At 65.3% G+C, this 15095-nt stretch carries 13 protein-coding genes and 1 tRNA gene; all 14 read left to right on the forward strand.

The window, feature by feature from the left end:
- Positions 1 to 40: 40 nt before the first annotated feature.
- The 14 genes from ftsH (at position 41) to EO170_RS03610 (ending at position 14979) form a co-directional block, all read left to right on the forward strand.
- Positions 41 to 1981, forward strand: a complete 1941-nt coding sequence (ftsH, locus tag EO170_RS03545; RefSeq protein ID WP_164739312.1) for an ATP-dependent zinc metalloprotease FtsH — start codon at positions 41 to 43, stop codon at positions 1979 to 1981.
- 123 nt (positions 1982 to 2104) lie between these two features.
- Positions 2105 to 3007 (forward strand): dihydropteroate synthase, encoded by a 903-nt coding sequence (gene folP, locus EO170_RS03550; RefSeq protein WP_126942505.1) that lies wholly within the window; start codon positions 2105 to 2107, stop codon positions 3005 to 3007.
- Entirely contained in the window at positions 3007 to 3990 is a 984-nt protein-coding gene (gene miaA, locus EO170_RS03555) for a tRNA (adenosine(37)-N6)-dimethylallyltransferase MiaA (RefSeq protein ID WP_126942508.1), read from the forward strand. Before folP ends, miaA begins: the two co-directional genes overlap by 1 nt.
- Before the next feature lie 77 nt (positions 3991 to 4067).
- A complete protein-coding gene (hfq, locus tag EO170_RS03560; protein WP_005915027.1) occupies positions 4068 to 4346 on the forward strand; it encodes an RNA chaperone Hfq in 279 nt (92 codons plus the stop codon).
- A gap of 11 nt (positions 4347 to 4357) precedes the next feature.
- Complete coding sequence (gene hflX / locus EO170_RS03565; RefSeq protein ID WP_126942511.1) at positions 4358 to 5677, forward strand: ribosome rescue GTPase HflX; 1320 nt, start codon at positions 4358 to 4360, stop codon at positions 5675 to 5677.
- Positions 5678 to 6028: 351 nt separating this feature from the next.
- Entirely contained in the window at positions 6029 to 6523 is a 495-nt protein-coding gene (locus EO170_RS03570) for a CinA family protein (protein ID WP_164740302.1), read from the forward strand.
- Between the two features lie 223 nt (positions 6524 to 6746).
- Positions 6747 to 6950: a hypothetical protein gene (locus tag EO170_RS03575; RefSeq protein WP_241239382.1), complete on the forward strand. Its 204-nt coding sequence runs from the start codon at positions 6747 to 6749 to the stop codon at positions 6948 to 6950.
- 370 nt (positions 6951 to 7320) lie between these two features.
- Positions 7321 to 8997: a 2-polyprenylphenol 6-hydroxylase gene (ubiB, locus tag EO170_RS03580; protein WP_126942514.1), complete on the forward strand. Its 1677-nt coding sequence runs from the start codon at positions 7321 to 7323 to the stop codon at positions 8995 to 8997.
- A gap of 91 nt (positions 8998 to 9088) precedes the next feature.
- Entirely contained in the window at positions 9089 to 9733 is a 645-nt protein-coding gene (gene lexA / locus EO170_RS03585) for a transcriptional repressor LexA (protein ID WP_104596802.1), read from the forward strand.
- 172 nt (positions 9734 to 9905) lie between these two features.
- Positions 9906 to 10940 (forward strand): recombinase RecA, encoded by a 1035-nt coding sequence (recA, locus tag EO170_RS03590; protein ID WP_016904265.1) that lies wholly within the window; start codon positions 9906 to 9908, stop codon positions 10938 to 10940.
- Between the two features lie 273 nt (positions 10941 to 11213).
- On the forward strand, positions 11214 to 11702 hold the full coding sequence (gene recX, locus EO170_RS03595) for a recombination regulator RecX (protein ID WP_126942516.1): 489 nt from the start codon (positions 11214 to 11216) through the stop codon (positions 11700 to 11702).
- A 101-nt stretch (positions 11703 to 11803) separates the two neighbouring features.
- A complete protein-coding gene (gene alaS / locus EO170_RS03600; protein ID WP_126942519.1) occupies positions 11804 to 14452 on the forward strand; it encodes an alanine--tRNA ligase in 2649 nt (882 codons plus the stop codon).
- 138 nt (positions 14453 to 14590) lie between these two features.
- The gene (csrA, locus tag EO170_RS03605; protein ID WP_003481884.1) at positions 14591 to 14803 is read left to right on the forward strand and encodes a carbon storage regulator CsrA; all 213 of its coding nucleotides are present in this window, start codon (positions 14591 to 14593) and stop codon (positions 14801 to 14803) included.
- Positions 14804 to 14886: 83 nt separating this feature from the next.
- Positions 14887 to 14979 (forward strand) — tRNA-Ser (locus tag EO170_RS03610).
- Positions 14980 to 15095 lie beyond the last annotated feature (116 nt).

Raw genomic sequence — 15095 nt, forward strand, 5'->3', positions numbered from 1 at the left:
TTCAAGAATTGAAGAGTAGAGGGCACCGGAGCCAATGAGGATGAACGACTTGACCAAGAATCTGCTGTTGTGGGTGGTCGTCGCGGTTGTGCTGATGGTCGTCTTCCAGAGCTTCTCGCCGCGGATGGCGGGCGGTGTCGGCCCCGACGCGATTACCTACACCCAGTTCCTGAAGGAAGTGGATGCCGGGCGCGTCAAATCGGTGGACTACACCGACGAGACCAATCTGGCGGTCAACGCGATCCGCTTCAAGCGCACCGACGGCAGCGAAGCCACCGTGTACGGGCCGCGCGACGACAAGCTGGTCGACGTGCTGTACAGCAAGAACATCGAAATGACCCGCCAGAAGCCCTCCACCGGGCCGGGTTTCTGGTCGTTGGTGCTCAATTTCCTGCCGGTCATCCTGATCATCGGCTTCTGGCTGTTCATCATGCGCCAGATGCAGGGCGGTGGTGGCGGTGCCAAGGGCGCGATGAGCTTCGGCAAGTCGCGCGCCAAGCTGCAGGGCGAGGACCAGGTCAAGATCACCTTTGCCGACGTTGCCGGTTGCGACGAGGCCAAGGAAGAAGTCAGCGAGCTGGTCGACTTCCTGCGCGACCCGACCAAGTTCACCAAGCTGGGCGGCAAGATTCCGCGCGGCGTGCTGATGGTCGGCCCGCCGGGTACCGGCAAGACGTTGCTCGCCAAGGCGATTGCTGGCGAGGCCAAGGTGCCGTTCTTCAGCATCTCCGGTTCCGACTTCGTCGAGATGTTCGTGGGCGTTGGCGCCAGCCGCGTGCGCGACATGTTCGAGCAGGCCAAGAAACATGCGCCCTGCATTATCTTCATCGACGAAATCGATGCCGTTGGCCGTCATCGCGGCGCTGGTCTGGGCGGTGGACACGACGAGCGCGAGCAGACCTTGAATCAGTTGCTGGTCGAGATGGACGGTTTCGAGGGCGGCGAGGGCGTGATCGTGATCGCTGCGACCAACCGCCCCGACGTGCTGGATCCGGCGCTGCTGCGTCCGGGCCGTTTCGATCGCCAGGTCGTGGTCGGCCTGCCGGACGTCAAGGGGCGCGAGCAGATCCTGCGTGTGCACATGCGCAAGCTGCCGTTGGCCGACGACGTGGTGCCGATGGTCATCGCACGCGGTACGCCGGGCTTCTCGGGTGCCGACCTGGCCAACCTGTGTAACGAGGCGGCGTTGTTTGCCGCGCGCGGCAGCGAGAAGGAAGTCCGCATGGACCACTTCGACCGTGCCCGCGACAAGATCCTGATGGGTGCCGAGCGCCGCTCGATGGCCATGAGCGAAGACGAAAAGACGCTCACCGCCTACCACGAGGCAGGTCACGCCATCGTCGGCCGTCTGGTGCCCGAGCATGACCCGGTCTACAAGGTCACGATCATTCCGCGCGGTCGCGCCCTGGGCGTGACGATGTATTTGCCGGAAGGTGATCGTTACTCGATGAACCGCGTGGCGATCGAGTCGCAGCTGTGCTCGCTGTACGGCGGCCGCGTGGCCGAGGAGCTGATCTTCGGCGGCGACAAGGTCACCACCGGTGCGTCCAACGACATCGAGCGGGCGACCAAGATGGCGCGCAACATGGTCACCAAGTGGGGCCTGTCCGACGAGCTGGGCCCGGTGGCCTACGGTGAGGAGGAAGACGAGGTGTTCCTGGGTCGTTCGGTGACCCAGCACAAGAACGTTTCCGACGAGACCGCGCGCATGATCGACGAAGTGGTGCGCTCGATCCTGGACAAGGCCTACAGCAAGACCAAGGCCATCCTCACCGAGAACCTGGACAAGCTGCACGCGATGTCGCAGCTGCTGTTGCAGTACGAGACCATCGACGTGCCGCAGATCGACGCCATCATGGAAGGCCGCGAGCCGCCGCCGCCGGCCGGCTGGGGCAAGTCCGACAAGGATGGCGGCAACAACAACGACAAGGGCAGCCCGCGTCCGTTGGCGCCGATTGCCGGGCCAGCCGAGCAGCTGTAACGCCCGCATCGGTCAGCTGCAGACGCATTCATCAAGGCCGGGAAGCGATTCCCGGCCTTGATGCGTTATACGGCCACATCGCCGACCAGGCCCTACCGCAACCCCTCCAAGGAGACACCCCCGATGTTCGACACCGCCCTCAAGCTGGATTGCGCCGGTCGCGAACTGCGACTGGACGCGCCGCAGGTGATGGGGATCGTCAACGTCACCCCGGATTCGTTTTCCGATGGCGGCCAGCACGCCAGTTGCGAAGCCGCCATCGCGCATGGCCTGCGCCTGGTCGAGCAGGGCGCTGCGCTGCTGGATATCGGCGGCGAATCCACCCGTCCGGGCGCAACCCCGGTATCGCTGGACGAAGAGCTGCAGCGCGTGATCCCGGTGATCCAGGCATTGGCGCAGCACACCGGCGTGCCGATCAGTGTGGATACCTTCAAGCCGGAAGTGATGCGCGCAGCGGTCGCGGCCGGCGCCGGCATGATCAACGACGTGCACGCGCTGCGTTCGCCTGGCGCATTGGATGCCGCGGCCGAACTGCGGGTGCCGGTGGTGTTGATGCATGCACGCAGCGCACCCCATGCGATGCAGGACGCGCCGCATTACGACGACGTGGTGGCCGAGGTGCATCGCTTCCTGGCCGAACGCATCTTCGCGGCGGAAATGGCCGGTATCGACAAGCGCCGGTTGATCCTCGACCCGGGGTTCGGCTTCGACAAGACCACCACGCACAATCTCACCGTGCTGGCGCAGTTGCAGCGCCTGCAGGAGTTCGGCCTGCCGATCCTGGCCGGGTTGTCGCGCAAGCGCAGCATCGGTGAACTGACCGGTCGCCAGGTCGCAGCAGAACGCGTATACGGCTCGGTCGCCGCGCACCTGATCGCCGCCCAGCATGGTGCGATGGTGCTGCGCGTGCACGATGTGGCCTCCACCGTGGATGCCCTGAAGGTGTGGAGCGCGATGGCGGCGATCCCGCTGCCACGCGTGAGCGCGCCTGCGGCACCGAGCATTCGCTGGCCGGACGAGGACTGATGCCGGCCGACCGACGCCCGCTGGCGATTGCATTGATGGGGCCGACTGCCAGCGGCAAGACCGCGCTGGCGCTGGAGGCAGCGCAGCGCTGGAACGGCGAGATCGTCAGTGTCGATTCGGCGCTGGTGTATCGCGGCCTGGACATCGGTGCGGCCAAGCCGGATGCCGCGATGCGCGCGGCGGTGCCACACCATCTGATCGACCTGCGCGATCCCTGGCAGATCTATTCGGCGGCGGAATTCGCCAGCGATGCGCGGCAGGCGATCGGGCAGATCGTGGCGCGCGGCAAGCTGCCGATTCTGGCCGGCGGCACCGGGCTCTACTTCCGCGCCGTGCTGGAAGGGCTGTCGCAGTTGCCCGAGGCCGATCCGGCGGTACGCTCGGCCATCGCAGCCGAAGCCGAACAGCTCGGTTGGGCCAGGTTGCATGCGCAGCTGGCGGACGTGGACCCGATCGCCGCTGCCCGTATCCATATCACCGATCCGCAGCGGATCCAGCGCGCCCTGGAGGTCTATCGCATCAGCGGCAAGCCGATCAGTTACTGGCAGGCGCTACCGCCGGGGCCACGTCTGCCGGTGCGGGTGCTGAAGGTCGTACTGGCACCGCGCGAGCGCGCAGTGCTGCATGCGCGCATCGAACGACGCCTGGACATGATGCTGGCACAGGATTTCCTGGCCGAAGTGGAACGTCTCCGAGCACTGCCGCAACTGCGCGCGGTCGCCGCGCCGCTGGATCTGCCAGCGGTGCGCGCGGTGGGGTATCGCCAGGCCTGGGAGTATCTGGATGGGGCCGGTAGCCTGGCTGAGTTCCGCGGCAGGGCGGTGCAGGCCACCCGCCAACTGGCCAAGCGGCAACTCACCTGGCTGCGTGGCGAGCTCGACGCACGCTGGTTCGACCCGGACACTGACCGGCATCGACTGGAACGCGCACTTGTCGGCTTCCTCGGTCAACGTCCCGATGTACCGCAGGCTTCAGGCGTGTAACATCCCGTTTCCGGGACCGGCTGGGGATGGCAGGTGTCGACCGGGACTATAAGAACAATAATGAAGAGGAGTTTTCGATGGCTAAGGGGCAATCTTTACAGGATCCATTCCTCAACGCGCTGCGGCGCGAGCGGGTGCCGGTCTCTGTGTATCTGGTCAACGGCATCAAGCTGCAGGGCACGATCGAGTCGTTCGACCAGTTCGTGGTCCTGCTGCGCAATACCGTGAGTCAGATGGTCTACAAGCACGCCATCTCCACGGTCGTGCCGGCGCGCAACGTGCGCGTGGGACCGGGTGGTGGATATGTGCAATCCAATGAAGGCAACCAGGCGGAAGATGACGACGTCGAGCAGTAATGGAGTAGTGCGTGTTTGATCGCTCACGCAAGGGTGAACACGCGTTGTTGATTCAGACCCACTCCGGTGGGCCTGCCGAAGAGGATGTGCTGGAGGAGTTCGCCGACCTTGCCAAGTCGGCGGGCGCCACGGTGGCGGCCACGCTCACCGCGCGCATCGACAAACCGAACCCGTCGACCTTGATCGGCAGCGGCAAGCTGGAAGAGATCAAGGCCGCCGCCGAGGCCACCGGCGCGGATCTGGTGTTGGTCAACCACACCTTGTCGCCCGGCCAGGAGCGCAATCTGGAGCGCTACCTGGAGCGGCGCGTGATCGACCGCACCGGCCTGATCCTGGACATCTTCGCGCAACGGGCACGCAGTCATGAAGGCAAGCTGCAGGTGGAGCTGGCGCAGTTGCGGCATATGGCGACCCGGCTGGTGCGCGGCTGGACCCACCTGGAGCGTCAGCGCGGCGGTTCAATCGGTCTGCGCGGCCCTGGCGAAACCCAGCTGGAAACCGACCGCCGCCTGCTGCAGAAGCGGGTGGAGCAGTTGCAGCAGCGGCTGGAGAAGGTCGAGGTGCAGCGCACCCAGATGCGGCGTGCGCGCATGCGCAGCGAACTGCCGCGGATTGCGTTGGTTGGCTACACCAATGCCGGCAAATCCACGTTGTTCAATGCCCTGACCGGTGCGGAGGCCTACATGGCCGACCAGTTGTTCGCCACGCTCGATCCCACCGTGCGTCGCATTGCGCTGCCGGGCGGCAGTGCGATCCTGGCCGATACGGTCGGCTTCGTGCGCGATCTGCCGCATCAACTGGTCGCTGCATTCCGTTCGACCTTGTCCGAGGCGCGCGACGCCGATCTGTTGTTGCATATCGTCGATGCGGCCGACCCGCTGCGCGAAGAACGCATCCAGCAGGTCGATGAGGTGTTGCATGCGGTGGGCGCGGGCGATTTGCCGCAGCTGCTGGTGTTCAACAAGATCGACAGGATCGAAGGCGCGCAGGTGCGTCACGATGCGCAGGACGGCATTCCCGACCAGGCGCGGCGTGAGCGCGTGTGGGTTTCTGCGCGGGATGGGCGCGGGCTGCCGGAACTGCAGCACGCCCTGGGGCAGCGACTGGATCTGCGCCATGTGACCGGGCAACTGCGGTTGCCACCGTCGGCAGGCCGCCTGCGCTCCAAGTTGCATCAACTGGAAGTGGTGCGCGGCGAGCAGTCCGACGAGGACGGCTGGTTGCTGGATGTGGACCTGCCGATGGTCGAGGCCGAGCGCCTGGCTGCCGGCGACGACGGTGCGCCACTGCGCGCGATGCTGCCGGATCGTCGCGAAGACTGGGAGTCGTGATCGGCGCTGCACGGTCGGCTTGGCCGGCCGTGCAGCGCGACGCTGGCAGGGCAGGCCAGTGGCGTCGGAGCGGCGGGGTCGGACGGTGTGGTGATCGCGCCACGCCGGTCGTGGCGCTTTGGCAGATGGCGGCCAACACAGGGCTGACGCAGTCGCCAGGGCAGGACGATGCAGGCCATCGCAGCCGACAGCTTGGCGATCCGCTCGCCATCGCAGCCGATGCCTGCTGCGATGGGCTGCATACTGCCACTGAACCTGGGCCACGTCGTCGCTGGTGCCGAATGGACGCCGGCGCAGACAGGGGCGGCAAATTGGGCTAAAACGTCGGCTGCCCCTTCATTCGCCGTGCCCATGTCCATGTCCGCCGATTCCGAACTGCAGCAGCTGGCCGAACACCTCGGGCAACAGCTGCTTGCCGCGCGCGAGCGCCTGGTCACTGCCGAGAGCTGTACCGGCGGCTGGATCGCCAAGGCGGTTACCGATGTGGCGGGGTCTTCGCACTGGTTCGATTGCGGCATGGCCGCTTACAGCTATGAGGCCAAGCAGGCCTTGCTGGGAGTGCGCCCCCACACGCTGGAAGTGCATGGTGCGGTCAGCCGCGAAACGGTGATCGAAATGGTCTCGGGCGCGCTGGTCAATTCCGGCGCGAGCATCGCGGTGGCGGTGACCGGCATCGCCGGGCCGGGGGGCGGCAGTGAGGACAAGCCGGTCGGCACGGTATGGATCGGCTGGAAGCGGCGCGGCGGCTATGCCACTGCGCAGTTGTTCCACTTCGCTGGCGATCGCGATGCAGTGCGTCGTCAGACCGTGGTTGCCGCGTTGCGGGGCTTGAGCGCGCTGCTCTAGGCCACGCCACAGCAGCCACGCGCACGTACCTGCTGCGCGGGGTGTGGCTCTGGCCGCGGCGGTTCTCGTCGACAGCGGGCGGTTGCGCATGTGATGCATGGTGGCAATGCAGCCTTGGCTGCGCCGGGTCCGCTGCGCGCTCCGATCTGCATCCACAGAAGGTGCAACCGGGCTATACGGTGCTCGATGCGTGGCTGGGCATCGGCGCCGACGACGAGCGCTGGTGCTGGTGCTGGTGATGGTGCTGGAAGCGTGGGCAGAAGATATCGGCAACGCAACCTATCGCCAGATCGTCATCGATGCGCCGCTACAGGGGGGGGCGTGGAATGCATTTCTGGGCACCCCTCGCACTTACGCGGGGCTGAGCTTGCGGTTGCGGCATCGGGCCCTGGTGCGGCCTTGCCACGGCATCAGGATGCCTGCGTGAGCGCAACCTCGGCTAAGCCCGCAGCTGTCCATGGCGCGACAGGCACGTGCAGATCGGCTACAAACAAGGTCTCGCCTTCAACCTGCGTGCCGATGCTTCCGCTTTCTGCTCATGTGCTGTCGTTGTCCGCGCCGCATCCATCTGCTGGCGGCGTCCTGGCATTGCTGGATGACCGGTGCGCAGCCCTCTGGCGCCCGATGCGTGAGGCAGCCGGTGATTGCGCCGTCCTGTGCGCGAGCGATCGCGCAGCGATGGGTGTTGCGCGTGGCGGTGCGTGGTCAACCTTGGTTTCGAACGACGAGAAGCGGCCGGCGATGCAGCGTGGTGCGATGCCGCCTGTTGCCGCAGCGCAATCGCAGGCGGTGTGCTGATGTGGGAGGCACTTGGCACCGTTCGTGATCTCGGGCGGCTGCAGGAAATCGCCGCGGTGCTGATCCGTTACGGATTCGGCGACGTGGTGCGGCGTATCGGCCTGGCCGACGTGCTCGAACGTGCCGGCAAGCTGCTGCACTGGCACAACGCCGAGGGGCGCCTGCGCCTGTCCGCGGCGATGCGGGTGCGGCGCGCGCTCGAGGAGCTCGGGCCGACCTTCGTCAAGCTGGGGCAGGTGCTGGCCACGCGCGTGGACCTGCTGCCGCCGGAGTGGATCGAAGACCTGAGCGAGCTGCAGAACGCAGTGCCCGCGCTGCCGTTCGAACAGATCCGCCCGCAACTGGTCGCGGCCCTGGGCGCGGAGCCGGAAAGCGTGTTCGCACGCCTGGACGAACAGCCTTTGGCTGCGGCATCGCTGGCGCAGACGCATCGCGCCTGGCTGGCCGATGGCACGCCGGTGGTGCTGAAGATCCGCCGCCCCGGCATTGGCGATGTCATCGATGCAGATCTGCGCCTGCTGGCACGCCTGGCGGAAATCGTGGAAACGCGCGCGCCCGATCTCAAGCGTTATCGCCCCGCCGAAGTGGTCCAGCAATTCACCGTCTCCTTGCGACGCGAGCTGGATTTCGCTGCCGAGTGTCGCAATGCCGAGCGCATCGCGGCCAACTTCGTCAACGACCCCGGGGTGGTGGTGCCGTCGGTCTACTGGCAGTGGACCTGCGAATCGCTCAACGTGCAGGAATTCATCGACGGCATTCCCGGGCGGGACATGCGCGCTGTGGATGCGGCCGGGCTGGACCGCAAGGCACTGGCGCGCACCGGCGCCGGGATCGTGCTGAAGATGGTGCTGCAGGATGGCTGCTTCCACGCCGACCCGCATCCGGGCAACATCTTTTACCTGCGTGACGGGCGCATCGCCGTCATCGATTTCGGCATGGTCGGACGTGTTTCCGAGCAACGTCGTTTCCAGGTCGCGCAACTGCTGCATGGCATGGTCAGCTACGACGCCGAAGCGGTCATCGACGTGTTGCTGGAATGGGCCGGAACCAGTCTGGAGATCGATGAATCGCGGCTGCAGCAGGACATCGGCGCCTTCGTCGACGAGTACCGCGGCGTGCCGCTGAAAGAGCTGCGCATCGGCGCGATGCTGGGCGATGTCACCTCGATCCTGCGCGATCACGGGCTGACCCTGCCATCGGATCTGGCGCTGATGATCAAGGCCTTTCTCACCCTCGAGGGCATGGGCCGCCAGCTCGATCCGGATTTCGACATGGCCACCGAGGCGCGCCCGTATCTCGAGCGCGTGGTGCTGCAGCGTTATGCGCCGAGCGCGATGTTGCGGCGCAGCCGTCGCACCGTGACCGGCGCGATCGATCTGATCGGCGACCTGCCACGCGATCTCAAACGGCTGCTGCAGGCCGCGCGGCGCGGCAAGTTGCAACTGCAGGTGGAAACGCGGGCATTGCGCGAATTCGGCGAACAGGTCGATCGCGCGGCCAACCGGCTCACCATGGGCATCGTGACGGCCGCGTTGGTGATCGGCTCGTCGATCGTCATGAACAGTGTCGGCGGCAGTGCCAGCCGCTGGCTGCTTGCGTTGGGGGTCGGCGGCTTCATCGGCGCAGCCATCTGCGGTGTCTGGATCCTGTTTTCCATCTGGCGGAGTCGGCGCTAGACGCGGCGCCTGTACTGCCCGATTGCCGGCCTGCGCGTGAGGCACCACGCGGCGCTTGCGCAGGCGTCAGTTAGTAGTAATACTACTAACCATGGACCTGACCGATACCCAGCAAGCAATCCTGGCCTTGATCGCCGAGCGCATCGATGCCGATGGCGTACCGCCCTCGCAGACCGAGATCGCGCGCGCGTTCGGCTTCAAGGGTGTGCGCGGCGCGCAATACCATCTGGAGGCATTGGAGCAGGCCGGTGCGATCCGGCGTGTCCCCGGGCAAGCCCGCGGCATTCGCCTGGCCGGGCAGGGCGCCCAGTCACGCACCCCGCCCGCGGCAAACGAGCCGATGCGCGACGATGTACTGCGCCTGCCGGTGCTGGGACGTGTGGCGGCAGGTCTGCCGATCGGTGCGGATATCGGCTCGGACGACTTCGTGGTGCTGGACCGGGTGTTCTTCTCGCCGTCGCCGGACTACCTGCTCAAGGTGCAGGGCGACTCGATGCGCGACGAGGGTATCTTCAACGGCGACCTGATCGGGGTGCACCGCACCCGCGATGCGCGCTCGGGGCAGATCGTGGTGGCGCGCATCGATGAGGAGATCACGGTCAAATTGTTGAAGATCGGCAAGGACCGCATCCGCTTGCTGCCGCGTAACCCGGACTACGCGCCGATCGAAGTATTGCCGGATCAGGATTTCGCAATCGAGGGCCTGTACTGCGGGCTGTTGAGGCCGAATCGTTGAGCAATGCGCCGATGGCTGCACTGGCGTTATCCCGAGCCGGTACCACAGGATTTCCCGCTGCCATCGCCATGGCCACCTTTCTAATCTGAGTGTGTCGCAGCCAGTCTCAGCCTGTGCGATACACCGCCGTTACATTAGCCCTACACCGAAATCACTGACAAGGATCACCCAGATGGATGAGAACAAGAAGCGCGCCCTTTCCGCCGCACTGAGCCAGATCGAAAAGCAATTCGGCAAGGGCTCGGTGATGCGCATGGGCGACCGTGTGATCGAGGCCGTCGAAGTCATTCCGACCGGCTCGCTGATGCTGGACATCGCACTGGGGATCGGCGGCCTGCCCAAGGGCCGTGTGGTCGAAATCTACGGTCCGGAATCGTCGGGCAAGACCACCCTGACCCTGCAGGCGATTGCCGAATGCCAGAAGAAGGGCGGCACCGCAGCCTTCATCGACGCCGAGCACGCGCTGGACCCGATCTATGCCGCCAAGCTGGGCGTCAACGTCGACGACCTGCTGCTGTCGCAGCCGGATACCGGCGAACAGGCGCTGGAAATCGCCGACATGCTGGTGCGTTCCGGTTCGGTGGACATCGTGGTGGTCGACTCGGTCGCCGCGCTGACCCCCAAGGCCGAAATCGAAGGCGAAATGGGCGACCAGCTGCCGGGTCTGCAGGCCCGCCTGATGAGCCAGGCGCTGCGCAAGCTGACCGGCAACATCAAGCGTTCCAACACGCTGGTGGTCTTCATAAACCAGTTGCGCCACAAGATCGGCGTGATGATGCCGGGCCAGAGCCCGGAAGTGACCACCGGCGGTAACGCGCTGAAGTTCTACGCTTCGGTCCGTCTGGATATCCGTCGTATCGGCGCGATCAAGAAGGGCGACGAGATCATCGGCAACCAGACCAAGATCAAGGTGGTCAAGAACAAGCTGGCGCCTCCGTTCAAGCAGGTCGTGACCGAAATCCTATACGGCGAAGGCATCAGCCGCGAAGGTGAGCTGATCGACATGGGCGTGGAAGCCAAGCTGGTCGAGAAAGCCGGCGCCTGGTACAGCTATGGCGAAGAACGCATCGGGCAGGGCAAGGACAACGCACGCGGCTATCTTCGCGACAACCCGCAGGTTGCGGTGCGGCTGGAAGCCGAGCTGCGCGAGAAGTTCCAGCCGGCCGAAGCGCCGCGCGAAGCCGGTGACGACGTCGAGAAGGAATGACAGCAGTCCGTCAGAGCGAGCTGAGCCGTGATCAGGTCGAGGTCGGCGGCTAGCGCGAACCAGGATGGCCGAGTGGGCCATCCCCGGTTCCGCCTGCCGGCCGCGCCCGGCTGATGGCAGAACGGCCGAACTGATGGCTGCGGCAAGTTTTCTATCGCGGGACGGCGGAGTCAGTGCCGTCGCTTCCCGCGGTAGATCTATCGAAGGCCAGGAGGGCAGGCGCCACGGATGGCGCATTGATGCTGTTTGAGTTTCGTACTCGGGACACCCACGATGGACGAGCAACCGCCCACGCCAAAGCGGGGACGCCGGTTCAAGGAACAGACGCCGGTTCAACGCGCACTGGGATTGCTGGTGCGGCGCGAGCATTCGCGCAAGGAATTGAACCGCAAGCTGCTGGCGCGCGGGATCGAGCCGGACGCCGCACAGGCGGCCGTAGAGCGCCTGGCGGATGAAGGATGGCAGGACGACACCCGTTTTGCGGCCTCGGTCGTGCGCAATCGCGCAGGCTCGGGCTACGGCCCGCTGCATATCCGTGCCGAGCTCGGAACCCATGGACTGGACAGCGACGCCATCAGTGCCGCAATGGCGACATTCGAGGGCGACTGGACCGAAAACGCGCGCGATCTGATCCGCCGTCGCTTTGGCGACCAGGGCCCCACCGATCTGCCGCAGCGGCGCAAGGCCGCCGATCTGCTGGCCCGGCGTGGTTTTGATGGCAACAGCATTCGCAGCGCCACGCGCTTCGACCTTGAGGACTGAGGGCGTCAGGCCTGCTACCCTTCGTGGTTTCAGGTTGTTCCGCTCATCTGCGCCCACATCTCATTGGGTGACCGGGACTGCCGCCCGCCCAATGCCAGCACATGAACGCACCCGCCAAATTCAGCACTTCCCAGATCCGCAGTGACTTCCTCGCGTTTTTCGAGGGGAAAGGCCACACCATCGTGCCATCCGCGCCATTGGTGCCGGGCAACGACCCGACCTTGCTGTTCACCAACTCCGGCATGGTCCAGTTCAAGGACGTCTTCCTCGGCGCGGAGAAGCGCAGCTACGTGCGCGCGGCCGACGTGCAGCGCTGCCTGCGTGCCGGCGGCAAGCACAACGATCTGGATTCGGTGGGCTACACCGCGCGGCATCACACCTTCTTCGAGATGCTGGGCAACTGGTCGTTCGGCGATTACTTCAAGAAGGACGCCATCAGCTGGGCCTGGGAGCTGCTGACCCAGGTCTGGAAGCTGCCGGCCGACCGGCTGCTGGTCACCGTCTACCATACCGACGAAGAAGCCTTCGCCTTGTGGCGCGACATGATCGGCATTCCCGAAAGTCGCATCGTGCGCATCGGCGACAACAAGGGCGCGCCGTATGCGTCGGACAACTTCTGGCAAATGGCCGATACCGGCCCGTGCGGCCCGTGCACCGAGATCTTCTTCGACCACGGCGACCACATCGCCGGTGGTCCGCCCGGTTCGCCGGACGAGGATGGCGATCGCTTCATCGAGATCTGGAACCTGGTCTTCATGCAGTTCGACCGCCAGGCCGACGGCACCCTGGTGCCGTTGCCGGCGCCGTGCGTGGACACCGGCATGGGCCTGGAGCGGCTGGCTGCGATCCTGCAGCACGTGCATACCAACTACGAGATCGATCTGTTCCAGGCCTTGATCGGCAAGGCCAGTGCGCTGACCGGGGTCGCCGATCTGGAGAACAAGTCGCTGCGGGTGATCGCCGATCACATCCGCGCCTGTTCGTTCCTGATCGTCGATGGTGTGCTGCCGTCCAACGAGGGCCGTGGTTATGTGCTGCGCCGGATCATCCGGCGTGCGCTGCGGCATGGCTGGATGCTGGGGGTGCGCCAGCCGTTCTTCAGCAAGATGGTGCCGACCCTGGTCGAGCTGATGGGCGAGGCCTATCCCGAACTGGTGGTCGCACGGGAGACCGTTACGCGGGCGCTGCTGGCCGAAGAGGAGCGCTTTGCCGAGACGCTGGACGCCGGCATGAAGATCTTCGACGAGGTCGCCGCGCGCTCGCAGGAAGTGATTCCCGGCGCCGATGCGTTCCGCCTCTTCGACACCTATGGATTTCCGGTCGATCTGACCTCCGACATCGCACGCGAGCGTGGCTTACGCGTGGACATGGAGGGCTTCGAGTTCGCCATGGAGCGTCAGCGCGAGACCGCGCGTGCCGCCGGCAAGTTCGGCGGTGGCGTCGCATTGCCGGCCGATCTGGTCGCCACCATGTCGCCGACGGTGTTTCTGGGCTATGAAGCCTATGACGCCGATGCGCTCAAGGTGGTGGCGTTGCTCAAGCAGGGCCGCCCGGTCGAGCGCGCGCAAGCCGGCGACGAGGTCATCGTGTTCACCGACCGCACGCCGTTCTACGCCGAATCCGGTGGCCAGGTCGGCGATAGCGGCCAGCTGAGCGGTGGCAATGTCTCCATCGAGATCGTCGACACCCAGAAATTTGCCGGCCAGTTCCATGGCCATGTGGGGCGCATCACCGAGGGTACGCTGGCAGTGGGCGATGTGCTGGCGGGCGGCATCGACGTGCAGCGTCGTGGCAAGACCATCCTCAACCACTCGGCCACGCATCTGCTGCATGCGGCCCTGCGCGAGGTGCTGGGCACGCATGTGCAGCAGAAGGGTTCGCTGGTGGCGCCGGACCGCTTGCGCTTCGACTTCTCGCACTTCCAGCCGATCACGCCCGAAGAGCTTGCTGTGATCGAACGCAAGGTCAACGCAGAGGTGCGCACCAACCACAGCGTCGAAGTGCACAACATGGCGATGCAGGAAGCGTTGGATTTCGGCGCGATGGCCTTGTTCGGTGAAAAGTACGGCGAGAACGTGCGCGTGCTGAAGATGGGTGGCTATTCCACCGAACTCTGCGGTGGCACGCACGTGACCCGTACCGGCGATATCGGCCTGTTCAAGATCACCTCCGAAGGCGGTGTGTCCTCGGGCGTGCGTCGCATCGAAGCGGTGACCGGGCAGGGCGCGTTGGATCATGTCGCCGATGAAGAACGACGTCTGTTCGAGGCGGCCAGCCTGCTCGGCGGCAACGCTACCGAGGTGGTCGACAAGGTGCGCGCGCTCACCGAGCGTCAGAAGCGGCTTGAGCGTGAGCTGGAGTCGCTCAAGGCCAAGCTGGCCTCCGGTGCCACTGCGGACCTGGGTTCCAATGCCGTCGACGTGGCAGGCGTCAAGGTGGTCGCCGTGCGTCTGGAGGGCTTCGATGCCAAGGCGCTGCGCGATGCGATGGATCGTCTCAAGCAGCAGCTTGGCGATTCGGTCATCGTGCTGGCAGGTGCCGCCGGCGGCAAGGTTGCGCTCGTGGCCGGTGTGAATGGCAGCCCAACTGGCAAGGTGAAGGCAGGGGAACTCCTCGGACATATCGCCAGTCAGATCGGGGGCAAGGGCGGCGGTCGTCCGGATCTCGCCCAGGGTGGTGGCGAGGATGGTCCCGCCCTTGCGACCGCGCTCGATGGCGTGGCCTCCTGGGTCAAGCAACACTTGGGCTGAACACTTGTGCTGGTATGCCTTGCTGGTTGGCAGGGTGTCCCGCTACCATTTCCGGTCTATTCCCTTTACCTAGGGCGGGCCTTATCAATCGGCCGCCGATGCTGGTGGGAAGCCCACCGGTTCCAGGAGATTTGCAAAATGTTGATCCTCACTCGCCGGGTAGGCGAAACCTTGATGATCGGCGACTCGGTCACTGTGACCGTACTCGGCGTCAAGGGTAATCAGGTGCGCATCGGCATCACAGCACCGAAAGATGTTGCTGTACACCGCGAAGAAATCTATCAGCGGATCCAGCGTGGGGATGAGCCGGTCGCTTCCGGTGCGCATCACGGCGACGATTCTTCGAATTGATCGTCATAAAGGGTTTACGTTAGCCCCTCTTACCCGGTATTCTTCGCGGCCTGCAACGGACACCGCGGCAGGACGCAAAAACTGGAGCGATGCCCGAGCGGCTGAAGGGGCTCCCCTGCTAAGGGAGTATAGGGTCAAAAGCTCTATCGAGGGTTCGAATCCCTCTCGCTCCGCCAGTGTTTTGAACGCCCGCAAATCCATGATTTGCGGGCGTTTTCATTTGTGTCGACGTGGTGATGACGATTGCAGGCAGGGCGCCAGCGCAACGCCGGCAGCCGCACCGGCGGCAGCG

Origin of the sequence: Xanthomonas sp. BRIP62409, assembly GCF_003992965.1 — a bacterium.
GTDB classification, from domain to species: domain Bacteria; phylum Pseudomonadota; class Gammaproteobacteria; order Xanthomonadales; family Xanthomonadaceae; genus Xanthomonas; species Xanthomonas euroxanthea.

Coding starts and splice junctions, on each gene's coding strand:
- ftsH (WP_164739312.1), top strand. CDS start 41: ATGAACGACTTGACCAAGAATCTGCTGTTGTGGGTGGTCGTCGCGGTT.
- folP (WP_126942505.1), top strand. CDS start 2,105: ATGTTCGACACCGCCCTCAAGCTGGATTGCGCCGGTCGCGAACTGCGA.
- miaA (WP_126942508.1), top strand. CDS start 3,007: ATGCCGGCCGACCGACGCCCGCTGGCGATTGCATTGATGGGGCCGACT.
- hfq (WP_005915027.1), top strand. CDS start 4,068: ATGGCTAAGGGGCAATCTTTACAGGATCCATTCCTCAACGCGCTGCGG.
- EO170_RS03570 (WP_164740302.1), top strand. CDS start 6,029: ATGTCCATGTCCGCCGATTCCGAACTGCAGCAGCTGGCCGAACACCTC.
- ubiB (WP_126942514.1), top strand. CDS start 7,321: ATGTGGGAGGCACTTGGCACCGTTCGTGATCTCGGGCGGCTGCAGGAA.
- lexA (WP_104596802.1), top strand. CDS start 9,089: ATGGACCTGACCGATACCCAGCAAGCAATCCTGGCCTTGATCGCCGAG.
- recA (WP_016904265.1), top strand. CDS start 9,906: ATGGATGAGAACAAGAAGCGCGCCCTTTCCGCCGCACTGAGCCAGATC.
- recX (WP_126942516.1), top strand. CDS start 11,214: ATGGACGAGCAACCGCCCACGCCAAAGCGGGGACGCCGGTTCAAGGAA.
- alaS (WP_126942519.1), top strand. CDS start 11,804: ATGAACGCACCCGCCAAATTCAGCACTTCCCAGATCCGCAGTGACTTC.
- csrA (WP_003481884.1), top strand. CDS start 14,591: ATGTTGATCCTCACTCGCCGGGTAGGCGAAACCTTGATGATCGGCGAC.